20 protein-coding genes and 1 tRNA gene are annotated in these 23532 nt (G+C 72.0%); 11 read left to right on the top strand and 10 right to left on the bottom strand.

The window, feature by feature from the left end:
- Nucleotides 1-3 precede the first annotated feature (3 nt).
- On the top strand, nt 4-525 hold the full coding sequence (locus OG448_RS17775) for a MarR family winged helix-turn-helix transcriptional regulator (protein WP_405555000.1): 522 nt from the start codon (nt 4-6) through the stop codon (nt 523-525).
- 18 nt (nt 526-543) lie between these two features.
- Here OG448_RS17775 and OG448_RS17770 read toward each other — a convergent pair whose 3' ends face one another.
- Entirely contained in the window at nt 544-2082 is a 1539-nt protein-coding gene (locus OG448_RS17770) for an MFS transporter (protein ID WP_405554998.1), read from the bottom strand.
- A gap of 191 nt (nt 2083-2273) precedes the next feature.
- Nucleotides 2274-2918, bottom strand: a complete 645-nt coding sequence (locus OG448_RS17765; RefSeq protein ID WP_391299550.1) for a TetR family transcriptional regulator — start codon at nt 2916-2918, stop codon at nt 2274-2276.
- A gap of 346 nt (nt 2919-3264) precedes the next feature.
- Here OG448_RS17765 and OG448_RS17760 point away from each other — a divergent pair, with 346 nt between their 5' ends.
- Together OG448_RS17760 and OG448_RS17755 are read left to right on the top strand one after the other, a co-directional pair.
- On the top strand, nt 3265-4611 hold the full coding sequence (locus OG448_RS17760; protein WP_405554997.1) for a M6 family metalloprotease domain-containing protein: 1347 nt from the start codon (nt 3265-3267) through the stop codon (nt 4609-4611).
- A gap of 98 nt (nt 4612-4709) precedes the next feature.
- Nucleotides 4710-4782, top strand: a tRNA-Arg gene (locus tag OG448_RS17755).
- Nucleotides 4783-4847: 65 nt separating this feature from the next.
- On the opposite strand, the gene OG448_RS17750 is transcribed toward OG448_RS17755, so the two are convergent.
- Nucleotides 4848-5213 carry an amphi-Trp domain-containing protein gene (locus OG448_RS17750; protein ID WP_405554995.1) on the bottom strand — a complete coding sequence of 122 codons (366 nt, stop codon included), beginning with the start codon at nt 5211-5213 and terminating at the stop codon, nt 4848-4850.
- A 222-nt stretch (nt 5214-5435) separates the two neighbouring features.
- Between OG448_RS17750 and OG448_RS17745 the strand changes: the two genes are divergently transcribed.
- The 3 genes from OG448_RS17745 to OG448_RS17735 all read left to right on the top strand — a co-directional run bounded on the left by OG448_RS17745 (nt 5436) and on the right by OG448_RS17735 (nt 9025).
- Complete coding sequence (locus tag OG448_RS17745; RefSeq protein WP_405554993.1) at nt 5436-5762, top strand: carboxymuconolactone decarboxylase family protein; 327 nt, start codon at nt 5436-5438, stop codon at nt 5760-5762.
- 116 nt (nt 5763-5878) lie between these two features.
- Nucleotides 5879-7315 (top strand): DUF2252 domain-containing protein, encoded by a 1437-nt coding sequence (locus OG448_RS17740; RefSeq protein WP_405554991.1) that lies wholly within the window; start codon nt 5879-5881, stop codon nt 7313-7315.
- Nucleotides 7316-7408: 93 nt separating this feature from the next.
- Nucleotides 7409-9025 (top strand): MFS transporter, encoded by a 1617-nt coding sequence (locus OG448_RS17735; protein ID WP_405554989.1) that lies wholly within the window; start codon nt 7409-7411, stop codon nt 9023-9025.
- 113 nt (nt 9026-9138) lie between these two features.
- On the opposite strand, the gene OG448_RS17730 is transcribed toward OG448_RS17735, so the two are convergent.
- From OG448_RS17730 to OG448_RS17720, 3 genes are all read right to left on the bottom strand, one after another.
- Nucleotides 9139-10086 carry a bile acid:sodium symporter family protein gene (locus tag OG448_RS17730; RefSeq protein ID WP_405558839.1) on the bottom strand — a complete coding sequence of 316 codons (948 nt, stop codon included), beginning with the start codon at nt 10084-10086 and terminating at the stop codon, nt 9139-9141.
- 130 nt (nt 10087-10216) lie between these two features.
- On the bottom strand, nt 10217-10591 hold the full coding sequence (locus OG448_RS17725; protein ID WP_405554987.1) for a TraR/DksA family transcriptional regulator: 375 nt from the start codon (nt 10589-10591) through the stop codon (nt 10217-10219).
- Nucleotides 10592-11785: an MFS transporter gene (locus tag OG448_RS17720; RefSeq protein ID WP_405554985.1), complete on the bottom strand. Its 1194-nt coding sequence runs from the start codon at nt 11783-11785 to the stop codon at nt 10592-10594.
- A gap of 69 nt (nt 11786-11854) precedes the next feature.
- On the opposite strand from OG448_RS17720, the gene OG448_RS17715 reads away from it, so the two are divergent.
- Together OG448_RS17715 and OG448_RS17710 are read left to right on the top strand one after the other, a co-directional pair.
- The gene (locus OG448_RS17715; RefSeq protein WP_405554983.1) at nt 11855-12829 is read left to right on the top strand and encodes a helix-turn-helix domain-containing protein; all 975 of its coding nucleotides are present in this window, start codon (nt 11855-11857) and stop codon (nt 12827-12829) included.
- Between the two features lie 9 nt (nt 12830-12838).
- Nucleotides 12839-13345: a glutathione peroxidase gene (locus OG448_RS17710; RefSeq protein ID WP_405554981.1), complete on the top strand. Its 507-nt coding sequence runs from the start codon at nt 12839-12841 to the stop codon at nt 13343-13345.
- A 123-nt stretch (nt 13346-13468) separates the two neighbouring features.
- On the opposite strand, the gene OG448_RS17705 is transcribed toward OG448_RS17710, so the two are convergent.
- The 3 genes from OG448_RS17705 to OG448_RS17695 all read right to left on the bottom strand — a co-directional run bounded on the left by OG448_RS17705 (nt 13469) and on the right by OG448_RS17695 (nt 15738).
- Entirely contained in the window at nt 13469-13660 is a 192-nt protein-coding gene (locus OG448_RS17705; protein ID WP_391299108.1) for a DUF397 domain-containing protein, read from the bottom strand.
- Nucleotides 13661-13870: 210 nt separating this feature from the next.
- Entirely contained in the window at nt 13871-14728 is an 858-nt protein-coding gene (locus OG448_RS17700; protein ID WP_405554979.1) for a helix-turn-helix domain-containing protein, read from the bottom strand.
- Between the two features lie 254 nt (nt 14729-14982).
- Nucleotides 14983-15738 (bottom strand): GPP34 family phosphoprotein, encoded by a 756-nt coding sequence (locus tag OG448_RS17695; RefSeq protein WP_391299112.1) that lies wholly within the window; start codon nt 15736-15738, stop codon nt 14983-14985.
- A 196-nt stretch (nt 15739-15934) separates the two neighbouring features.
- Here OG448_RS17695 and OG448_RS17690 point away from each other — a divergent pair, with 196 nt between their 5' ends.
- The 3 genes from OG448_RS17690 to OG448_RS17680 all read left to right on the top strand — a co-directional run bounded on the left by OG448_RS17690 (nt 15935) and on the right by OG448_RS17680 (nt 22393).
- Entirely contained in the window at nt 15935-18511 is a 2577-nt protein-coding gene (locus OG448_RS17690) for a D-alanyl-D-alanine carboxypeptidase (protein WP_405554977.1), read from the top strand.
- Between the two features lie 166 nt (nt 18512-18677).
- On the top strand, nt 18678-20657 hold the full coding sequence (locus OG448_RS17685; RefSeq protein ID WP_405554975.1) for an MFS transporter: 1980 nt from the start codon (nt 18678-18680) through the stop codon (nt 20655-20657).
- Between the two features lie 164 nt (nt 20658-20821).
- Nucleotides 20822-22393, top strand: coding sequence for a sodium:solute symporter family protein (locus OG448_RS17680; RefSeq protein WP_405554973.1), 1572 nt, complete (start codon nt 20822-20824; stop codon nt 22391-22393).
- A 6-nt stretch (nt 22394-22399) separates the two neighbouring features.
- Here OG448_RS17680 and OG448_RS17675 read toward each other — a convergent pair whose 3' ends face one another.
- Entirely contained in the window at nt 22400-23515 is a 1116-nt protein-coding gene (locus OG448_RS17675) for an ADP-ribosylglycohydrolase family protein (RefSeq protein ID WP_391299120.1), read from the bottom strand.
- Between the last annotated feature and the right edge of the window lie 17 nt (nt 23516-23532).

Raw genomic sequence — 23532 nt, 5'->3', positions numbered from 1 at the left:
GACATGAACTCGGCATCCACCCCGGCAACGGCGCCGGCACCCGGACATCGCTGGCTCACCGACGAGGAGCAGCGCGTCTGGCGGGCGTACCTGCACGCGACCACGCTGCTGGAGGACCACCTCGACCGGCAGCTCCAGCGCGACGCGGGCATGCCGCACATCTACTACGGCCTTCTCGTCGGCCTCGCCGAGGCGCCGCGCCGCAGACTGCGGATGACCGAGCTGGCCCGGAAGTCCAAGATCACCCGCTCCCGGCTCTCGCACGCGATCGCCCGGCTGGAGAAGAGCGGCTGGGTGCGCCGCGAGGACTGCCCCTCGGACAAGCGCGGTCAGTTCGCGGTGCTCACCGAGGAGGGCGCCGAGGTGCTGCGCCGTACCGCGCCCGGCCATGTCACCGCCGTGCGGCAGGCGCTGTTCGACCGGCTGAGCCCGGCGCAGCAGAAGGCCCTCGGCGAGATCATGGAGATCGTCGCCGAGGGCCTTCAGCCGAGCGAGGCGGGTGCGGACCTGCCCTGGCTCCGCTGAGTCAGCTCATGCGCTGCGCTAGTGGGCGACCACCGGCACCGGGATCTCGTCCTCGGCGCCGTCACCGGAGGCCACCTTGGTGGCGCCCGGCTTACCGGCGTTGACCATGGTGAACGCGATCAGCGAGGCGACCGCCAGGATGCCGACGGCGAACCAGATGGCCGTGCTGTACCCGTGCACCATGCCCTGCAGCTTGACCAACTGCTGCTGCGGCACCGCGGTCGCGGACGCGATGTGGTCCTTGACGTACGAGGTGGTCGCGGACGCGGCGATGGTGTTCAGCAGGGCGGTGCCTATCGCGCCGCCGACCTGCTGCGAGGTGTTGACCATGGCGGAGGCGACGCCCGCGTCCCGGGGCTCGACGCCCTGGGTCGCCAGCGACATCGCCGGCATGAACGCCGTACCCATGCCGAGGCCGAGCAGCACCATCGCGGGCAGCAGCAGGGCGGCGTAGGAGGAGCCGACCTCGAGCTGGGTCAGCAGCAGCATGCCGAGCGCGGCGAGCAGGAAGCCGGGGCCCATCAGCAGCCGGGCCGGGACCCGGATCATCAGGCGGGCGCCGATCTGGGTCGAGCCGGTGATCATGCCCGCGACCATCGGCAGGAACGCGAAGCCGGTCTTGACCGGGGAGTAGCCCTTCACGACCTGGAGGTAGTAGGTCAGGAAGAGGAACAGGCCGAACATGCCGATGATGGCGAGGCCGAGGGACAGGTAGATGCCGCCCCGGCTGCGGTCGGCGACCACGCGCAGCGGCAGCAGCGGAGCCTTGACCCGCTTCTCGACCAGCACGAACGCCAGCAGCAGCACCACGGAGGCGACGAACATCGAGATGGTGACCGCGTCGCTCCAGCCGTCGGTCTCGGCGCGGGTGAAGCCGTACACCAGGGAGACCAGGCCGAGCGTGGAGAGGACCACGCCGGGGATGTCGAGCGGGGAGCGGTTGCGGCCGCCCTCGGGCTCCCGGATCACGAACCAGGCACCGGCCGCGGCGACGATGGCGAACGGCACGTTGACGAAGAAGGTCCAGCGCCAGTCGAGGTACTCGGTGAGGAAGCCGCCGAGGATCAGGCCGACGGCACCGCCGCCGCCCGCGATGGCGCCGTAGATGCCGAACGCCTTGGCGCGCTCCTTGGCGTCGGTGAACATCACGGCCAGCAGGGACAGCGCGGCCGGGGCGAGCAGGGCGCCGAAGACACCCTGGAGGGCGCGGGCGCCGAACATCATCCCGCCGGTGGTGGCGGCGCCGCCGAGCGCGGAGGCCGCGGCGAAGCCGGCGAGGCCGAGCAGGAAGGCGCGCTTGCGGCCCCACAGGTCGGCGATGCGGCCGCCGAAGAGCAGCAGACCGCCGAAGGCGAGGGCGTAGGCGGTGACGACCCACTGCCGGTTGCCGTCGGATATGCCGAGGTCCTGCTGGGCGGAGGGCAGCGCGATGTTCACGATGGTGGCGTCGAGGACGACCATGAGCTGGGCCAGCGCGATGAAGACGAGCGCCTTCCAGCGGTTGGCGTCGCCGCCGGGCGCGGCGGCCACCGGCGGCTTGGTGACTGTTTCGGACATGGGGGTACCCCGTTCGGGACTTCGGTCGGACGTATCGGACATGCGGGGCACGGTCGTACGGCGTCTCGTACGCGCACAGGGCGTGCGGGCCCCACCGGCTCGCCCTCGTTGGCGGCCGGGTGGCTAAGGGTGGTGATTCCGGGGCGCGGGCCCGGCGGAGTCGTAGGTCTCGGTCGGTCAGGTCGGTCGGGTCAGGACTGGCGGAGATCCTCCATGGTCACGGCCGTACCGGGCAGGACGGAGCGGGCCGGGGCCCGCAGCCCGTCGAGGAAGAGTTGCAGATGGCGGTGGACGAACCGGTCGGCGTCGAAACAGGCGGTACCGGCCGGGGGCCGGCTGAGCTGGGCGGCGGCGACCATCAGGTCACCGACACCGACGTCGGTACGGAGCTGTCCGGCCGCCTTGGCGCGGTCCATGACCTCGGCGATCAGCCCCTCCACCCGCTCCCGCGCCGCCTCCAGGTCGGGGTGGTTGCGGTCGAAGGTGCTGGAGACCATCGGGCACAGCGCGCTGATCCGTTCCTCGGCGGCGGCGTGCGCGAAGCGCTCCAGCGCGGCGAAGGCGTCGCCGGTCTCGGCCAGGGCGCACTTGGCGGCCTCGGCCGTGCGGTCCATGACGGAGCACAGGACCTCCCGGACCAGGGCGTCCCGGTCGGGAAAGTTGCGGTACAGGGTGGCGTTGCCGACGCCCGCGCGGCGGGCGATCTCGTCCAGCGGCACCTGAGGGCCGTGCTCGACGAGCATCTCCCGCGCGGCGGTGATGATCCGCTCCCGGTTGCGGAGCGCGTCGGCACGGGGCCGGGGCGACGCCCTGCGGGCGGAGGGTGCGGTGCGCACGGCGGACACGGCGGGCTCCCCATCGGTACGGGTCGGGACAAGTGGACGGTGATCGTCCGGTGATCCGGGGAGAAGCTCCCCGTTTCGCGCGGACACAGGTCTAAACGGGGAAGACCTCCCCGCTTATTTCCCGCTCCGCATGTGACCTGGGTCACATGCGCGTCAGGGGGCCGCTGATGCCCGCTCGGCCGGTCGATCCACCCTCAACCGTAGGCGATTCACCCCCACTCCTGACGAAATCCCACGATCGGTCTCCCCCAGCGCGCGACCCCGGCTCCGGCGACCCAGGGTGAGCCCAAGGGCGCAGCCAGGTGACGGGGGCTGCCGTGGAGCGGGAGGTCCGTGCATGCAGCCGCAGTCGCCCCGCCGCCCCATACGCCCGCGCCGGATACGCCGGCGCCGCGTTGCCGCCTTCGCCTCGGTGACCGCGCTGACCTTCGCGGTCAGCACCTCGGCCGGGTCCGGGCAGCTCACGGCGCGCAACACCGCCGGGCCGACCGGGCTGATACGCACCGCAGCCCTGGCCCCCTGCATGATCCAGGGAGCGTCCGAGGTCCAGATGACCGAGGGCTTCCCCACTTCCGTCGGCTACTCCCGCTCCACCGGCACCGTCCACGCCCTGACCCTGATGGTCGACTTCCCGGACACCCCCGGCGAGGGCAAGGCGATGGACCGCTTCCACGAGTTCTTCCCGAAGACCCAGGAATGGTTCGCCAAGGCGTCGTACGGCCGGCTCGACTACCGCGCCGAGACCCCGATCACCTCCTGGCTGCGGATGCCGAAGCCGTTCAAGGACTACGGCATAGAGCGCGGCGCCCCCTTCGACCCCGGCTACCGGCAACTGGTGCGGGACATCGTCTCCGCCGCCGACCCGGACGTGGACTTCCGCTCGTACGACCTGCTGAACGTGCTGGTCACCCCGAACGCCGGCCCCTCCGCCCTGGACACGGTCCTCTCGGTGACCTTCGCCGGCAACGGCGAGGCCCCGGTGGCCGACGGCACCGCGGTCGCCAACGCCTCCTTCGTCTACTCCCGCCAGGACGACGGCTCGGGCGCCTACACGGAGACGGGGTACCGGGTGCTGCCGCACGAGAACGGCCACACCTTCGGGCTGCCGGACCTGTACACGCAGGAGGGGGGCAGCTCGGTCGGGCACTGGGACATCATGAGCGAGGACTGGGGGGCCAACAACGACCTGCTGGGCTGGCACAAGTGGAAGCTGGGCTGGCTCCCGGCGTCCCAGGTGAGCTGTGCGACGGCCGCGGGGAGCGCGGACTACACCCTCTCCCCGCTCTCGCAGAAGTCCGGCGGCAAGCTGGTCATGGTCCCGCTGGACAACCGCACCGCGTACGCGCTGGAACTCCGCACGGAGGGCGGCAACGACGAGGCCGTCTGCAAGCCCGGCATCCTCGTCTACAAGGTCGACGCCTCCGTCGACACCGGCCGCGGCCCCATCACCGTCTACGACGCCCACCGCGACACCGGCGGCTGCACCCACAGCCCCAACGTCCACGCCGAACTCTCCGACGCCCCCTTCTCCCCCGGAGAAACCTTCAAGGACCCGTCGTCCGGCATCACGATCCACGTGGTGAGCGCGGGGCTGGACGGAAAGTACCGGGTACGGGTGACGCGAACCCACGCGGCGAAGGGCACGACGGCAGCGGCGGGGCCGGTCCGCCCAAGTCGCGGCTGAGCCCGGCCCTTTGGCCGGCCGCAACCCCGCTCGCCCACCACCCCACCCCTGATCCGCTACCCTGTCAGGGGCAGCCACCCCGGTGGCCGTCGTACCCCGCCTTCGTAGCTCAGGGGATAGAGCACCGCTCTCCTAAAGCGGGTGTCGCAGGTTCGAATCCTGCCGGGGGCACAGAGAAACACCTGGCCGAAGGCCCTTTCGTTCGGTGAACGGAAGGGCCTTCGCGCTTGCTCGGGTCACTTCTTCGCAGCGGCCCGCTTCACGCCCTTGCTTCGGCCGGCGCTCGTGCCGCCGCGCCCCGGCTTCGCGGGCACGCTCTTCCGCGTGACGGCCTCCTGCGCAGCCGCGGCCGTCGGCGGTGGCGCTGCCCGCTTCCGCGCGGTCGGCCACTTGAACTCGATCTCCAGCTCGATCTCGCCGTTGCCGATCTCGATCTCCATCTCGCTGTGCAGGTCGTCGGGGATCCGCAGGCTCAGGGTTCCGGAGCCGAAATCCAACTCGGCCTCCCCGCCTTCCCGTAGCGCGACGGCGAGCGCCGTGAGCTGGTCAGCCGCCTCAAGGCGTGACAGCGAGCGCTTCTGCTCGAACTTGAGGTCCTTCATGGGTGTCTCCCATCCCGGGCGAAGACCGGCCGGCCACTTGCCGATACCGGCCGCCTTCGGCCGGTCGGGCTACTTCCAATCTCGTCTTCCCTGGTTCACCGCGCATGTCGGGGCGCCATGCACGGGGCCCGGATGGGTTCTACGGTTGAGGAGGGGCCCGCGTATCCGCGCTTTCCGCCTCCCATCCTCTCCGGCCCGGAACTCACCAGAAGGGCATGCGACATGTCCACCGCATCCGACACCCCCGTCCTGGACACCCTCACCGCCATGACCGTCGACTCGCTCGAGCGCTGCGGGCTGCCCACGAACGCGCTCATACTCACGCGCATCGCGGCACTCGCCGCCTCCGACGCCCCGCCGATCTCCTACGCGGCCCATATCGACCCCGCCCTCGACAGCGGCGTGACCGCCGAACAACTGCAGGACGTCCTGGTCGCCATCGCACCCATCGTGGGCACGGCCCGCGTCATGACGGCAGCGGCCAACATCGCCACGGCACTCGGCATCGCCATCGCCGTCGCCGATGCCGAGATCGCGGCCCAGGGCTGAGAGCAGCCGCCACCCGGCATCGATGATCCGCGCGGCCGGCACCGGACAGCAGGGCGAGGAAGCGCCCGTCCGGTCCGGCATGCGCCGTGCCCGCAGACCAGGCAGGAGGGTCTTCGATGTCCCGAAGCGCGACCACGGCCATGCGCGCGGCGCCCGGCACCACGCCCGCGGACCGTGCGGCGCTCGGGAAGGCGGCGCGGCGCCGCTCGCCGAGGTCGGGCCACGCCGTGTACCGGCCGTCCCCCGACCGGCCGGACCCGCTGACGATCCTGGAGGCGCAGTCCGCGTCGCGCGTGCCGGAACTGGTCCCGATCCGCTACGGCCGGATGACGGAGTCCCCGTTCCGCTTCTACCGGGGCGCCGCCGCGATCATGGCGTCCGACCTGGCCGGCACCCCGGTCTCGGGACTCACCGCCCAGCTCTGCGGGGACGCGCACCTGTTGAACTTCCGTCTGCTCGCCTCGCCCGAGCGGCAGTTGGTGTTCGACATCAACGACTTCGACGAGACACTGCCGGGCCCTTGGGAGTGGGACGTCAAACGCCTCTCGGCGAGCCTGGTCATCGCGGGCCGGGCGAACGGCTTCGACGACGCCGAGCGCGCCCGCATCGTGAACTCCGCGGTCCGTTCGTACCGCGAGGCGATGGTCCGGTTCGCGGGCATGGGCAACCTCGACGTCTGGTACGCGAAGATCGATGCGGATCTCCTCGAGTCCCTGGTCACGGACCGGCTCCGCGGAACGAGCCGTGGCCGCAAGAACCTGGCCCGCGCCATGACGAAGGCCCGCACCCGCGACAGCCTGCAGGCTTTCGACAAGCTCACCGAGACGGTCGACGGCCGGCCCAGGATCGCGGCGGACCCCCCGCTGCTCATCCCGGCCGGGGACCTGCTGCCGGAGATCGAACGCAGCGCGCTGGAAGAGCAGTTCCGCGGCCTCGTCGAGCGGTACGGCCGCACGCTCGCCTCCGACCGGCGCACGCTCCTGGAGGACTATCGCCTGGCCGACGTCGCCCGCAAGGTGGTCGGCGTCGGCAGCGTCGGCACCCGCTGCTGGGTCTTCCTGCTCCTCGGCCGGGACGACCAGGACCCGCTCTTCCTCCAGGCCAAGGAGGCCGACACCTCCGTACTCGCCACACACCTCGGCGCGAGCCGGTACCGCAACCAGGGCGAGCGGGTGGTCTCGGGCCAGCGGCTGATGCAGGCGACGAGCGACATCTTCCTCGGCTGGGAACGAGTGGACGGGATCGACGGCAGGCAACGCGACTTCTACGTCCGCCAACTGCGCGACTGGAAGGGCATCGCCGTACCGGAACGGATGCGGCCGAAGGACATGCGGGTGTTCGGCGAGCTGTGCGGGTTCACCCTGGCCCGGGCCCACGCGCGGTCCGGTGACCGCATCGCGATCGCCGCCTACCTGGGCAGCGGCGACTCCTTCGACCGGGCACTCGCCGCCTTCGCCGAGGCGTACGCCGACCAGAACGAGCGCGCCCACCAGACCTTGGTCGACGCCGTACGCGCGGGCCGGCTCCCCGCGGAGGAACTGCCGGCCGACTGACCCCGGGCGGCTCCACCGGCCTCGGTCCGCCAACCGGCTGACCTCCGGGGCGGGTCACGCATCGCCCTCGGGGGTGGCTGGGACGATGCGCGCATGGCACCCGGAGCAGGCACCGCCGAGAGTTCGACAACGGCGCGAGTCGTCCTGCTGGCACTCGCGGCCGGCCAGTTCCTCATGGCGCTCGACAGTTCGGTCATGAACGTCTCGATCGCGACGGTGGCCGAGGACGTGGGCACGACGGTGACGGGTGTGCAGGGCGCCATCACCGCCTACACCCTCGTGATGGCGATGTTCATGATCCCCGGCGGCAAGACGGGGGCACTGATCGGCCGCAGACGCGCGTTCATGACCGGCTGCGTGATCTATGGCTGCGGCTCCCTCACCACGGCGCTCGCGCCGAACCTGCCCGTGCTGCTGCTCGGCTGGTCGTTCCTCGAGGGGATCGGGGCGGCACTCATCCTGCCCGCGATCGTGGCACTCGTGGCCAGCAACTTCGCCACCGAACGCCGTCCCGCCGCCTACGGTCTCGTGGCGGCCGCGGGCGCTGTGGCGATCGCGGTCGGGCCGCTCATCGGAGGCGTCGCGACGACGTACTTCTCCTGGCGGTGGGTCTTCGCCGGTGAGGTCGTGATGGTGCTCGGCATCCTGGGGCTCGCCGGCCGCATCACCGACGCGCCGGTCGGTCAGCGCCCACGCATCGATCTGATCGGCGCCGTGCTCTCCGCGCTCGGGCTCGGGCTCTTCGTCTACGGCGTACTCCGCTCGGCCGAATGGGGATGGTTCCAGCCGAAGCCCGACGCGCCCTCGGGGCTCGGGGTCTCGCTGGTGGTGTGGCTGATGCTGGCCGGTCTGCTTCTGGTCTGGCTCTTCCTCCGCTGGGAGGCCCGCATGGTGGAGCGGCACAGGGAGCCGCTCGTCGACCCGGGCATGCTGCGCGACAAGCAGCTCACCGGCGGACTGACGATGTTCTTCTTCCAGTACCTCGTCCAGATGGGCGTCTTCTTCGTCGTACCGCTGTATCTGTCCGTCGCCCTGGGCCTGTCCGCGCTCCAGACCGGCGCCCGCATCCTGCCGCTCTCCGTGACACTGCTGGCGGCCGCCGTCCTGATCCCCCGCCTCTTCCCCGACGTCTCACCGCGGCGGGTGGTGCGGCTCGGGACCCTCGCGCTGCTCGCGGGCGCGGTGGTCCTGATGGCCGCGCTCGACGTGGACGCCGGCGCGGAGATCGTCAGCCTCCCCCTCCTGCTGATCGGGCTGGGCATGGGCGCGCTGGCGTCCCAGCTCGGGTCGGTCACCGTGTCCGCGGTGCCGGAAACGCAGAGCGCGGAGGTCGGCGGCGTCCAGAACGCCGTCACCAACCTCGGCGCGTCGATCGGTACGGCACTCGCCGGGTCGATCATGATCGCCGCGCTGACGGCTTCCTTCCTCACCAGCGTGGAGCAGAATCCGGCGATCCCGGCCGAGGTCAAGAGCCACGCGACCGTCGAACTGCAGAGCGACGTACCGTTCTTGTCGGACGCCCAGCTCGAGTCCGCCCTCGCCGAGGCGGGCACCAGCACGGACGTGACGCGAGCGGCGCTCGACGCGAACACCGACGCCAGGATCGACGGTCTGCGCGCCGCGCTCGCCATCCTCGCCCTCACCGCTCTCCTCGCGATGTTCTTCACCTCCCGGATCCCGGCGACCCAGCCCCGTTCGACGGCCCCGTAGCCTCCTGGCCGACTCGGATCGCAGGCGCCTACGTCGTCACGTTCTCGTGGATCGGCACCGGGTGCGCGGATCGCGTGCCCGGGCCGTGCCCGGACCGGTCCTGGACGGTTTCATTACTTGGCGCGCCGGTTCATCCACGCCGCCACCACCGCGCCCGACAGGTTGTGCCAGACCGAGAAGACCGCGGCCGGGAGGGCTGTCAGCGGGCTGAAGTACGTCGCCGCCAGGGAGGCCGCCAGGCCGGAGTTCTGCATGCCGACCTCGAAGGCCATGGCCCGGCGGGCTGCGGGGTCGAGGTTGGCGAGGCGGGCGGCGCCGTAGCCGAGGGCGAGGCCGAAGGCGTTGTGGAGGACCACCGCGAGGAAGACGATCGCGGCGGCCGCCTTCAGGGCGGAGGCGCTCGCCGCCACGACGATCAGGACGATCACCGCCACCGTTCCGGCCGACAGCCAGGGCAGCACGGGGAGGCAGCGGCGGATCACCGGTGCGGCCAGGCGGCGGACGAGGAGGCCGGCCACCACCGGGACCAGGACCGTCTTCAGGATGTCGACGACCATCGGGCCCGCCTCGACGTCCAGCATGTGCCCCGCGAGCAGCAGGACCAGGTACGGGGTCACCAGCGGGGCGAGCAGCGTGGAGACCGTCGCCACCGACATCGACAGGGCCACGTCACCCCTGGCCAGGAACGTCACCACGTTGGACGCCGTACCGCTCGGGGTGCAGCCGACCAGGATCACGCCCACGGCCAGCGCAGGCGGAAGATCCAGCAGCTCGGCGATCGCCCAGCCGAGGCCCGGCATGATCACGTAATGGGCCACCAGGCCGAGCGCGACGGCCCAGGGGCGCTTCACCACGCCCTGGAAGTCCTCCGACGTCATCGTCAGGCCCATGCAGAACATCACGACGCCGAGCAGGTAGGGCACCGCCTCCTTGCCCTCGGCGAACGTCGACGGCATCACCATCCCGAGGGCGCCCGCGGCCAGCACAAGCAAGGGGAAGACGGTCACGGCCCGTTTCGCCGTACGGTCGGCATCTGCCGTACCAGCGCCGTCAGTTGCCACCTCGGCCGGAACAACCTGGCTCTCTGAGTCCCGCACTTACCGCTCCCGCGTCCGCCGCCCTGTCCTCGCGCGCGTCAAAACGCCCGCCCGGTGATCCTGTCAGACGCGCCCCCGTCCGTGTAGGGCACACCTATCGCGGCCCCGCCCCCGCGCACCCCACACACCGCGTGCTGGCCGGCCGTGCCTCCAGTCGCTCCGCCGGGATCTCCACCCCGCACCGCTCGCAGATCCCGTACCGCCCCTCACCCAGCCGGACCAGAGCGTCGTCCAGGTGCTCCAGGTGTGCCCGGGCCTGGGTGAGGAGGGAGGAGACGTGGGCTCGTTCGAAGGCGGTGCTGGAGCCGTCCGGGTCGTGTTCGTCGTCCACGGCGACGAGGGCGTTCGCGTCGACGATGGCCTGGAAGTCCCTGGTCAGGGCCTCGATCTGGGTCAGGGTGGCAGCGCGCTCCGCCGCGAGGCGTTCCTCGACGGCGGCCCGGTCCAGCGGGGCTTTCCCTGCGGTCACCTATGCCTCAGCGTCCACCTGGACGGCCGTATTCCGGGCCGGGACGCGGCCCGCCAGCGCCAGCACCGAGGTCGCCGCCACCGACGCCCCCGCCATCACCGTCATCCCCGTCGCCGGAGACGTGACCTGGGCCAGCGACCCCGCCACCCCCGCACTCACCCCCTGCATGGTCAGCATCCCCGCCGAGTGCAGCCCCAGGGCGTGGCCGGACAGCGCGTCCGGGGTCAAGGACATGAGCCGCTCCTGCTGGACCAGACTCGCGCCGAATCCCACGGAGGCGAGCGTCACGCACAGCAGCGCCACCGGCAGTGGAGGGTGGGCCGCGAAGACCAGGTACGGCACCGCGAGCAGGAGAAGCAGCGGTGTCGCCAGGTGGGCCCGGACCGCCGGAGGCAGGAGGCGGCCCACCGTCACGTCACCCACCAGCATCCCCACCGCCCCGCAGGCGAAGAGCGTGCCCGCGGACTCGGGGGCGTACGAGACGTACAGCGACTCGCAGCCGACGACCAGGCCGTTGGGGACCCAGAGGCCGAGGTAGGTGAGGCGGCGGGGGCGGGAGGACCACAGGACGGCGTTGGTCCGCCAGGTCGCCGCGACGGACGGGCGGCCGGTGGCGCGGGGCGGGCGGGCGGTGAGGCCGAGGCGGAGGGTCAGGGCGGCGGTCAGGTAGAGGGCGGCGGCGAGCAGGAGGCACACACGCGGCGAGATCGTGGCCAGCAGGAGCCCTCCGGTGGCGAAACCGACTGTCTGCGTCAGGCCGTTCAGGATGTTGAAGAGGGAACGCCCGGGCAGATAGCCGTCCTTGGTGAGGATCTCGTTCAGCAGACCCCAGCGCACACCCCCGCCCAGCGCGGCCACCAGGCCCAACAGCAGCACCACGGCGAGGAGTACGCCGGCCGGCAGTCCCGGTACCGCCTGGAAGGCCGTGCCCGCCGCGAAGACCGCCGCGATGGCGGACAGCGCCGTGCGCGGGGGCAGGCGGTCGGAGCCGGAGAGCAGGAAGGTCGCGCCGATGACCTGGGCCAGGGCCGGGCCGAACATGCTGAGCGCCGCGAGCAGCGGGGAGCCGGTGGCCCGGTAGACGAGGGTGCCGAGCGCGAGCCCGGCCATGGTCTGGGCGGCGGTCTGCGCGGAGGCGGCGAGGAAGAGAGGGGTGAACTCCGGGGTGCGGAACAGGGATCGGTAGCTGGGCATGCGGGGAGTCTCGGCCGCCCGGCGGGTGCTCGTTATTGTTTCGCCGGGCGGCGAAAGGTGGTGCGGGGCATGGGGTGGTGGCTGCTCGACGCGGACACACTGGCCCGCAGCCGGTTCGTGATCTCCCCGCTCGCCGAGACCTTCGCGAGTCTCAAACTGCTGCACGCGGCCACGCCCGCGCACCCCGGCGAACGGGAATGGCTGCGCGCCCATCTGCCCGCTTACCGGGCCCGGTTGGCGGAGGACCCCGTCACCGCCCGCCTGATCCGCGCCGGCCTCGGCCGCGACTGGATCGCCGACTTCCTCACCCCCACCCCGCGCGACGGCGAGACCTTCGCCGAGGAGGTCGGCCGGGTACGGGCCGCCCGCCCCGCCGACGCCCGCGCCCACCTGCTGCTCTCCCTCGCCGGCCCGCTGCCCGCCGCACTGGAGCGGGACGACCTGCCGGAGCGGGCGGCCGCGCTGCTGGAGTGGGTGTGGGAGGAGGCGGTACGGCCCTACTGGGAGCGGCGCAGGCGGGTGCTGGAGGCGGACGTGCTGGCGCGGACCGCGCGGATGGGGCGCGGCGGCTGGGCCGGGGTGCTGGACTCACTGCGGCCGGGGACACGATGGCTCGGGGAGAGCCGGTTCCAGGTCAACCTGCGTGCCTACCCGCCCCGCGAGATCTCCGGCGCCGAACTCGTCCTCGTCCCGGTGACCCCGCAGCGGCAGGGCTGGGTGGCGTGGGAGGAGCGGGAGCGGTACGCGGTGGTCTACCCCTGCGCCGGCGCCCTCGCCGGACAGGCCGAGCGCCCGGCGCCCGCGAGCCTGGGCGCGCTGCTCGGGCCGGCCCGCGCGAGCGTGCTCACCCTGCTGGACTCCCCCTTGAGCACCACCCAGCTCACCGCGCTGACCGGCCAGACGCTCGGCTCGGTCGGCCGCCATCTGAAGGTGCTGCGGGAGTCGGGCCTGATCACCCGCCGCCGCGCGGGCCGCTCGGTGCTGTACTCGCGCACGGCGGCCGGGGAGGTACTGGTGGAGGCCGGGCGCACCGGCCCTGGCTAGGCTGCCCGCATGACGACCAGTGATCACACCCCCTCCCCCCTCGACGTCGAGATCGGTGCCCTCCAGGGCGGTTCCGCCGAGCTGGCCCGGTACGCCGGGCAGGCCGTGCTCGTCGTGAACGTGGCCTCCAAGTGCGGGCTGACCCCGCAGTACACGGGCCTGGAGCGACTCCAGGAGCGGTTCGGCGGGCGCGGGTTCACCGTGCTCGGCGTGCCGTGCAACCAGTTCATGGGCCAGGAGCCCGGTTCGGCCGACGAGATCGCGGAGTTCTGCTCCGCGACGTACGGCGTGACCTTCCCGCTCACCGAGAAGGTCGAGGTGAACGGCGACGGCCGCCACCCCCTCTACGACCGCCTCACCGGCTTCGCCGACGCCGAGGGCCACACCGGTGACATCCGCTGGAACTTCGAGAAGTTCCTGATCGGCCGCGACGGCCGGGTCGCCGCCCGTTTCGCCCCGCAGACCGAGCCGGAGTCCGCGGAGGTCGTCTCCGCGATCGAGGCGCAGCTCGGCTGACGGGCATGACGAAGCCCCCTCGGCAAGGACGGCGGCCGGTCGAGGGGGCTTCGGGGGTGGTGCGTGTGCTGTCGGTGAAGCATCGGTCCGGTGCTTCTACGCGTTGGGACCGGGGACGGTCCCTTATGCCTTGACCGAGGACACGAAGGCGTTCCACGCCGTGGCCGGGAAGGCCAGGACGGGGCCCGCGATGTCCTTGGAGTCGCGTACGGCGAGTTCGGCGGCGGTCGGCGACTTGACCTCGACGCAGGCGCCGTTGCCCGCGGAATAGGAGGACTTCATCCACGTCTCCGTCGCGCCCTGAATCAGTGCCATGTCCACTCCTGTTGCGAGTTGCGGTGGTGCGGTTCGCGCCAACCCATGCGAGCGATTGGCGTGATCGACGCTACCGGTCAACCCCCCTGTCCGCAGGAGCCGTTCACTCAAGCGGGTGGCATATTCCAAGCGAGCCGTCACGGGGGTGGGGCGACGGTGTACGATCCCTCGCCCCATGTACCGCAGCCGTGCTGGAGCCCCACCGGAGCCCTACTGGGCGAACCTCTTGGCCGCGTCCTGGATGAACCGCTGGGACTGCTCCACCGGGAGTGCCTGGGCGCGCAGGTGCTCGTACATCACGGCGTACTTCTGCACGTCCGGCGCCTTCTCCAGGTACAGGTCGCTGGTGACGCCCTCCAGGTAGACCACGCTGGAGTCGGCCGCGTCGGCGAACTCCAGGATGGCGTACTGGCCGTTGAGCCCCGGATGCGCGCCGACCTCGAAGGGGAGCACCTGCACGGTGACGTGCGGGAGGTTGGACAGCTCGATCAGGTGCTCCAACTGCTCGCGCATGATGAGCTTGCTGCCGACGACCCGGTGCAGCGCGGCCTCGTCCAGCACCACCCACAGGCGCAGCGGGTTGCTGTCGTCGGTGACCCGCTCCTGCCTGCGCATCCGGACCTTGACGCGCTTCTCGATCTCGGCCGTCGAGGTCTCCGGCAGCGCGCCGCGCACCAGCGCCTCGGCGTACGCGCGGGTCTGCAACAGGCCGGTCACCAACTGGGGTTCGTACACCCGGAGCGACTGCGCGTCGGTCTCCAGACCGATGTACACGCTGTACGGGATGTCGCCGAAGGTGTGCCACCAGCCCTGCTGGCGGGAGTCGCGGGCCATCTCCATCAGCGAGTCGACCACCCTCTGGTCCTCGACCTCGTACACCCCGCACAGATCACGGACGTCGCGCTGGCTGATGCTGCGGCGGCCGTTCTCCAGCCTGCTGATCTTCGACTGCGACACGAGCAGGCGGTCGGCGACCTCCTCGGCCGTCATGCCCTTGAGCTCACGGAGCTTGCGCAGCTCCTGGCCCAGCCGGCGCCGCCTGACGGTGGGATTGACATTGGACGCCACGGGACGCGCACCTCCGGCTGGCTGCCTGTATCTGACACTTTGCGTATCTGCTGTTGAGCAGACTGCCACCAAGGGGGTTTCTACCGCTGGGAAACGTCGGATATGCGGCGCGTACGCGACAGTTCGGGGTACGCGCCGCCCGGCGGCCTGGTATGGGGTGAAGCGGCGGAGCGGGGCGGGGGGACTCCGTCGGTCCGCCCGTCCCGCTCCTCAACTCGCCTTTCGCCTGCCGGAGTTGCTCCCGGCCGGGCCGTTCAGTGTGCCGCCGCGCGGGCCATCGTGCCGTGGTGCGGCTGCATCGGGACCCCGCGCGCGGGTTCCCCGCCGGCCCTGGCTCCCGGTCCGGGCGGCCGGCCACCCGGGCCCTGGCCGCGCCTCGGCTGGACGCCGACGCCGTTCTGCACGTCCATCACGGCGTGCGCGACCAGGCCGCCCATCGGGTCGTGCCGGATCAGGTCCCTGAGCCGGGAGCGGGACGAGCGTCCCTCGTTCCCCGGGTACAGGTGCTTCCCCAGCCCGACCGCGTGGGCCAGCGCGGCGAGCGCGGCGGTCCGTGGGTCCGGTGGTACGCCGGTGCGGATCGCGGAGTCGAGCCTTCCGCGGATCTCCCGGCTGATGGTGGTGTCCGTCGCCTGGTACCGCGTGGTCGGCAGTACGCCGCACATCTGGCCCGGTACGGCGGCCACCATGCCGCACCTCTCCAGGTGCGACAGGTAGGTCTGGCGCAGGCCCAGCCGGGGCCCGCCTATCCAATGGACGGCCCGTACCGGAGCGCCGCGCCTTCGCAGCAGCTCCAACGCGCAGTCCAGAGTCGGATCTCCTGTCGGCCGTGGCACCACCACGGCGATACGATCCCCGTCTGGGGCTATCCGTCCGGCCAGCGCCAGCTCCACTAGCTGCGCACCGGCCAGACCGAGGTCGAGCGACTGCGGCTGCGCAGTGGTACCCGTGGCCGGGTCCAGTGCGAGCATCAGAAGCTCTTCCGGAAGTGTTCTGCGGCTCCTGCCCATCCATGCCTCCCCGCGTGGATGAATGACAGGGTGACGCCTCTCACATTCATCTGTCGAGAGCGCGTGCCTGGTTCATGGGGGAACCGGCAGGTATGTCGTTCTCGTCTGCCACTACGGGCGAACCCCCACACAGGACACTGGTACATGGTTCGGACAGGGCGCGCGAGGGCGCGTGCGGCGCATCAAGGAGGCATCGGTGGCGGGCGAGTCCCCCGACAGGTCGAAGCAGCACGAGGCGTCGGCGGACGACTCCGCCGGTTCAGCAGGGGTGACTTCTGCCGCTGACTCGACGGGTCCCGTGGAGGACGAGGAACTCCGCGAGGCGGTCTCGGCGTGGGTCCGCTCGGCGGGCAAGCCCTCGGCTTCCGACGAGGGCGCCAAGGCCGGGGAGCCCTCCGGGGGTTCGGCCGCGGAGGAAGGTTCCGGCAGCTCCGAGGAGGCTGCCGCCGAGGTGCCAGACGACACGTTCAAGGACTCGGGCAAGGACGACGCGACGGACGCCACTGACGGCCTGTCCGAGGGCTCGGACGGGGACACCCCCGACGAGGACCCCGAGGACGCCCCTGAGGGGGCCTCCGCGTCCGCTGAAGGCTCCGCCGAGGACGCGGAGGAGGGCGACGCCGAGGACGCCTCCGCCGACGATGCCGAGGACCGCGACGCCCCGGCCGCGAAGGACGGCGACGAGTCGGCCGACGACGCCCCCGAGGGGGCTACGGGCTCCGCCGAGGGCTCCACCGCCCCCGAGGGCGATGCGAAGCTCACCGCCGACGGCGGCCCCAAGGGCTCGGGCAAGGGCACTTCGCCGACGGCCGAGAGTGACGCCAAGGACGCCTCCGGCTCCGCCGACGGCTCCGGGACGGGTACCGGCACTCCGGCTGCCGAGGGCGGCGACGCCGCCCCAGAGGCGTCCAAGGCGGACGCCCCCGCGCCGGCCGCCGAGGACGATGCCGAGTCCGCCCCCAAGGGCGCGGGCAAGGCCACCGCCATCGCGGGCGTCACGGACACCCCCGGACCCACCGGGGACGCCGAGGACGACGTCAAGGCCGCTCCCAAGGGCGCGGGCAAGGCCACCGCTGAGGGCGCGGCCGGCGCGGCCGCCAAGGACACCCCCCGCTCCACCAAGGACACCCCGGCCGCCAAGGCCGACCCCGATGCCGACGGCATCGCCAAGGACACCGCCAAGGGCACCCCCCTCCCCGCCCCCCGGGGTGACGCCGAGGGCGCTTCCAAGAAGGCGGGCGGTAAGCCCGTAGACACCCCCACCACCGCGCTCAAGTCGCCCGCCGCCAAGAAGCCCCAGGTGGATCAGCCGACCACCATGCTCAAGGTCGGCGGGAAGGCCAAGCCCGCTCCCGCGCAGCAAGAGGCGGAGCGGACCAGCAAGTTCGTCGCGCTGAAGCCCGACCTCAAGGGGCCGTCGGCACGCGTCGAGGAGACGCGGGCCGTGCCGCAGGTCGGGCCGGAGCGGACGACGCAGCAGCCGTTGCCGCCGAAGCCGCCGCTGGACCTGCTGGCGGAGCTGACGAACACGCCGCCCCCGCCGGAGACCCCCGTACGCACCCTGGTGCGGCGGGTGAAGATCTGGACGCCGCTGGTGATCCTGCTGGTGGTGATCCTGGGCGTCGTCCAGGCGATGCGCCCTCTGCCGCAGCCCACGCTCGCGCTGACCGCGAAGGACAGCTTCACCTTCGAGGGCGGCAAGCCGGACATCCCGTGGCCCGCCGACGGCCAGGCCGCGCTGGACGTGCAGGGCATCGGCTCGTTCGGCTCGTCCGGTTCGGGCAAGCCCGTGCCGATCGCCAGCGTGGCGAAGGTGATGACCGCGTACCTGATCCTGCGCGACCACCCGCTGAAGAGCGGCGCCGAGGGCCCGAAGATCGCGATCGACAAGGCGGCGCAGGACCAGTCGAAGGCGGGCCAGGAGTCCACCGTCGACGTGACGCAGGGCGACAAGATCACCCAGCGGGAGGCGCTGGAGGGTGTGCTGATCGCGTCCGCGAACAACGTGGCCCGCCTGCTCGCCCGCTGGGACGCCGGCTCGGAGAAGGCGTTCGTGGCGAAGATGAACGCCGCCGCCAAGGGCCTCGGCATGAGCGGGACGACGTACACCGACCCCTCGGGTCTGACGAACTCCACCGTCAGCACGGCGGCGGACCAGGTGAAGCTGGCCAAGGCGGCCATGCGGCAGCCCGCGTTCCGCGAGGTCGCGGCGATGATGTCGTACACCGACTACAAGGGCACGTACCACTCCAACTGGAACCAGCTCGTCGGGCACAACAACGTCGTCGGCATCAAGACCGGCACCACCACCTCCGCGCTCGGCAACCTGGTCTTCGCCGCGAAGCAGGACGTCGGCGGCGAGACCCGGATGGTCATCGGCGCGGTGCTGCGGCAGCCGCCGGGCGGCCGGGAGAACACCATCCTCAGTGCCGCGCTGGACCACAGCGACGCGCTGATCCGGGCCGCGCAGGGCGCGCTGAAGTCGGAGACGGTGCTGAAGAAGGGCACGGTCGTCGGGTACGTGGACGACGGCCTGGGCGGCGAGACCCCGGTCGAGGTCACCGAGGACGTGAAGGCGGCCGGCTGGGCGGGCCTGAAGGTCCGGCTGTCCTTCACCTCGGGCACGATCCCGCACACCGCGAAGGCCGGTACCGAGGTCGGCTCGCTCACCGTGGGCGACGGCTCGTCGGCCGGTGCCGTGAAGGTGCCGGTGGCGCTCCGCGCGGACCTGGCCGAGCCGGGCCTCGGCAGCAAGCTGACCCGCATCGGCTGACCCCCGCGCCACCCGCTGTTCCCGCACCCCGCCGTCCGCGCTCCCACCCCGGGAGCCGGGCGGCGGGGTGCGTGCTAGCGTCACGAAACGGGGCAGGTCACCGGTGACCGCACCCCGGCCGCGCAGGAGGCCGAGAACGGAAGACGGGACACGGGGAGTGCCTGACGTGGCGACAACCGAGCCGAAGCGCGCCGAGAACGCCGACACCGACCCGGCGTCCGGCCCCCGGATACCCGGCCCGCCCCCAGAGAGCACGGCGAGCACCCTGAGCACCTTGCGCGCCCGCGTGCGGACGCACCCCGTGCTGTCGGTGACCCTGCTCGCGGGCGTCCTGCACATCATCTGGTTCTTCACGTTCGCCAACAGCGGCGGCGACCTCGCGGCGCAGGACGCGTGGGCGGAGTTCGTCGGCCGGCACCCGGACTCGGCGTACAACCTCGCCTGGTACGGCGGCATGCACCCGGTGTCGTACAGCGTGGTCTCGCCGTATCTGATGTCCGTGCTCGGGGTGCGGACCACGATGATGATCGCCGGCACCGGCTCGGCCGCCCTGCTGACCATGATCCTGGTGCGCAGCCGGGCGGTGCGCAATCCGCTGTGGGCCGCGCTGGCCGGGGTGTTCGCGCTGCTGGGCAACGCGGTGTCGGGCCGGGTGACGTTCGGCCTCGGCACGCTGTTCGCGCTGTGCGCGGTGGCGACGGTGTTCTGCTGGCCGTACGAGGGGCGGTACGCGCGCTGGGCGACGCCGCTGGCCGCCGCGCCCCTGGCCGCGCTCGCCGGTATCTTCGCGCTGCTCGGCGGTGCCGTCGGGTGGGTGGCGTACGGGCTCGCCGGGCTGTTCGCGGCGGGCGCGGTGGCGGTGGTGTGCTGCTGGCCGTACCGGGGGCGGTACAAGCGCTGGGCGAAGGCGCTGACGGCCGCTCCGCTGGCCGCGCTGGCCACGATGGCGTCGCCGGTGGCGGGGCTGTTCGTGGGGCTGGTCGCGGTCGCGCTGTTCCTGCAGAAGCGGCGGCCGGGCGCGTACGCGCTGGGGGTGGCGCCGGCGGTGGTGGTGGCCGCGTCGGCGTGGCTGTTCCCGTTCTCCGGAACCCAGCCGATGACGTTCGGCTCGGTGATCATGCCGCTGCTGTACGGGCTGCTGTGCCTGTTCCTGGTGCCCAAGGAGTGGGTCACCGTGCGGCTGACGGCGGGTGTGTACAGCCTGAGCGTGGTCCTGGTGTGGCTGATCAGTTCACAGATCGGTTCGAACATCTCGCGGTTGCCGATGCTGTTCGCGGGCGTGGCGCTGGTGGCCGCGCTGCCGTTCACGGCCCCTCGTTCGCGCCGCTGGTACGTGACGGTGCTGGCGTTCGTGGGGTTCGTGGGCTGGATCGGGTTCAAGTCGGTGGACGACGTGGTCCACACGACCCCGGCCGCGTCCTGGGCGCGTGAGCTGGCGCCGTTGGTGCACCAGTTGCAGCGGGTGGACGCGGAGAAGGGCCGGGTGGAGGTGATCCCGGCGCGCTCGCACCGGGAGGCGTCCGCGCTCGCCCCGTACGTCAACCTGGCGCGCGGCTGGAACCGGCAGGCCGACATGGAGCGCAACCCGCTCTTCTACGACGACACGCTCAACTCGGCCAACTACCACGAGTGGCTCCAGCGGTGGGCCGTGCGGTACGTGGTCCTGCCGAGGGTGGACGACCCGGACGGTGACGGCGGGCTGCGCGAGCGGGAGCTGGTGCTGCGCGGGATGCCGTACCTGGACCGGATCTGGAGCGACTCCAACTGGCAGCTCTACCGGGTGACGGACCCGGCGCCGCTGGCCGAGCCGAACGCGGTGGTGCGGCGGGCGGAGCAGGGCGAGATGACGCTGGACGTGCGGGAGCCGGGGCGGATTCTGGTCCGGGTGCCGTACTCGCCGTGGCTGAGCGTGGTGGACGAGCACGGGAAGAGTCTGGCTCCCCCGCAGGAGACCGAGGAGTCGAAGGGGCGGCCGGAAGGGTCCCCGAAGTCGTTCGTCAACGTCAACGGGTGTCTGAAGGAGACTCCGGTGGACGCGGCGGGCGACCGGTGGACGGTGCTGCTGGCGCCGAGGGCGGGGACGTACCACCTGGCGGCGCCGTACCAACTGCCGCGCGGGACGCACTGTCCGGACGAGCTGAAGTAGTCGGCAGACCCGCCCAGTTGTTCATATCTCTGAACTGAGGTCAGCGAACCGAACGATTTTACCTTCCCTTGACTCGACGGTTTCTTGCCGCGCGTCCATGTTCAAACCCAGAGTTCACATGCCTGACTGGCTGATGCCGGCGGCCGGACCCTGGGAGGGGAGACATGAACGGTCTCGACTGGGCGGTGCTGATCGGCTACTTCGGCGTGATGGTGGCGATCGGGTTCTGGTCGCACCGGCGCGTGGACGACGTGGGGGACTTCTTCACCGCCGGGGGGCGGATGCCGTGGTGGCTGTCCGGCATCTCGCACCACATGTCGGGCTACAGCGCGGTGATGTTCACCGGGTACGCGGGCATCGCCTACACCTACGGGGTCACCTCGTACGTGACCTGGTCGTTCCCGATCGCGCTCGGTATCGCCATCGGCTCCCGGCTGTTCGCGCCGCGCATCAACCGGCTGCGGTCGCGGCTCGGGGTGTCCTCGCCGCTGGAGTATCTGAAGAACCGGTACGACCTCACCACCCAGCAGGCGCTGGCCTGGTCCGGGATGCTGCTGAAGATCGTGGACGTGGGCGCGAAGTGGGCGGCGATCGCCACGCTGCTGTCCGTCTTCACCGGCGCCTCGCTGAACCAGGGCATCCTCATCACCGGCGCGGTGACCGCCGTGTACTGCACGATCGGCGGCCTGTGGGCGGACGCGCTGACCGAACTGGGGCAGTTCGTCATCCAGTTGCTGGCCGGGGTGGCGATGTTCGTGGCCGTGGTGCTGAAGCTCGGGGACAGGGACATCGGGGTGTTCGGCGCCTTCGACGAGCCGGCGCTGCGCGGTCACACCGAGCCGCTGGCGGGGCCGTACGGGACGGTGTTCCTGCTGGCGTTCCTGTTCATCAAGCTGTTCGAGTACAACGGCGGGATGCTCAACCAGGCCCAGCGGTACATGGCGACCCGTACGCCCCGTGAGGCCGAGCGGTCCGCACGGCTCTCGGCGCTGCTGTGGCTGGTGTGGCCGGTGGTGCTGTTCTTCCCGATGTGGATGGCTCCGCTGCTGGTCCACGCCCAGAAGCCCGACGGCTCGGACGCGTACGCCCTGATGACCGAGCAGCTCCTGCCCCACGGGCTGTCGGGTCTTGTCGTCGTCGGGTTCTTCTCGCACACCATGGCCATGTGCTCCTCCGACGCGAACGCCATCGCGGCGGTGTTCACACGGGACGTGGCACCGGTGCTGTCGCGACGGGCGCGCGGGTGGGGCGAACGGGCCGGGCTGCTGGCGGCGCGGGTGACGACGGTGGTCTTCCTCGGCCTGTCGATGGCGGTGGCCACCCAGGTCGACTCCCCCGCCTTCAAGGACATCATCACGGTGGTCATCAAGTGGGTGGCCGGCCTGATGGGCCCGATAGCCATCCCGATGATGCTGGGCCTCCTCCACCCGTTCCGCCGCTCGGGCCCCACAGCCGCGCTGACCGCCTGGGCAGCGGGCCTGCTGGCGTTCTGGCTGGTCAACTACCCCGTCAACTGGCAGGTGTCCGGCGGGGTCCCTCTCCAGTACCAGGTCTCGGTACCGCTGGCGGTGTCGCTGGTGCTGTACATCGCCGTCGGCTGGATCAAGCCGGAGGACACCCCGGAACGGCTGGCGGTCATCGACCGGGTCAACTCCGACGGCGGGGGCGCGGCGACGGTCCCGGCGCCCGGGCCCGCGGGGGATGACGTGGTGGGGGCGCCGCCCCGGACGGAGTGAGCGCGGTCAGGCGCGTGGGTAGCGGGCCAGCCAGCCGGGGGCTGAGCCGGCGGGGGTGTGGAGGGCGGGGCCCTGGGTCATTTCCAGGGCGAAGTCGTCGGCCAGGACGAGGATGGTGGGGCGGCCCTCCAGGTCGGGGAGCCAGGCCGGGGGGAGGGCCGTCTCACCGTGCAGGGCGCCCAGGAGGCCGCCCGTGAGGGTGCCTGCGGCGGCTGAGGGGCCGGGGTGGTTGACGGCGAGGCAGAGGCCGTGGCGGACGTCCTCGCCGACCAGGGCGCAGTACACGGCGGCGGAGAGCAGGCCGTCGGCGGTGCCCTCCCCCACCAGTTCCGCCACGCGTGCCGGGCTCGGCAGGCCCTGGCGTACCGCGCCGAGGGCCCGTTGGAGGGCGCTGGTGACGGGCTCGTGGCCGGGGCGGGCGGCCAGCAGGGCGAGGGTGCTCTGGACGGCGCCGTCCAGGCTCTCGCCGCGCGCGAGGGCGTGCACGATGACCGCGTACGCGCCCGCCGAGAGGACCGCCACCGGGTGGCCGTGGGTCTGGGCGGCGCACTCCAGCGCCAGTTGGACGACGAGCTGGGGCTCCCAGCCGACCAGCAGGCCGAAGGGTGCCGAGCGGGCGACGGCCTCCGGGCCCGCCTCGCCGGGGTTCTTGGGGCGTTCCAGCGTGCCCATCACGTCGTTGCCGAGCCCCAGCAGCAGGGCCCGGGTGGGGCTCCGGCGGGCGTACAGCCACTCCTCGCGGGCGAGCCAGCCGTCCTCCTCCCGGCGCTCGTCCGGGCCCCAGTCCCGCTGGGTGGCCGCCCAGCGCAGGTACGCCCGGTGCAGGTCGGTCGGCGGGTGCCAGGCGCCGGTGTCGCGGCGCACCTGGGCGCGGATCAGGCCGTCCACGGTGAAGAGGGTGAGCTGGGTGTGGTGCGAGACGGTGCCGCGTCTGCCCTGGCCGGGGGCGAGGTCGGTCAGGCCCTCGGGGCCGTGCGCGGTACGGATCGCGTCCAGGTCCAGCGAGTCGACCGGTGCGCCGAGCGCGTCCCCGATCGCGGCGCCGAGCAGGGTGCCCCGTACGCGGCCCCGGAAGTCCTGCTGTTCCGCACGGCCCCAGACGGCGCCGCTCGTCGCACCCACCCAGACCTCCTCGCGCC

The organism is Streptomyces sp. NBC_01171, from assembly GCF_045039805.1.
Classification (GTDB): Bacteria; Actinomycetota; Actinomycetes; order Streptomycetales; family Streptomycetaceae; genus Streptomyces.
Note: the sequence above shows the minus strand (reverse complement) of the source record. Positions and strands in the feature narration are given on the sequence as shown.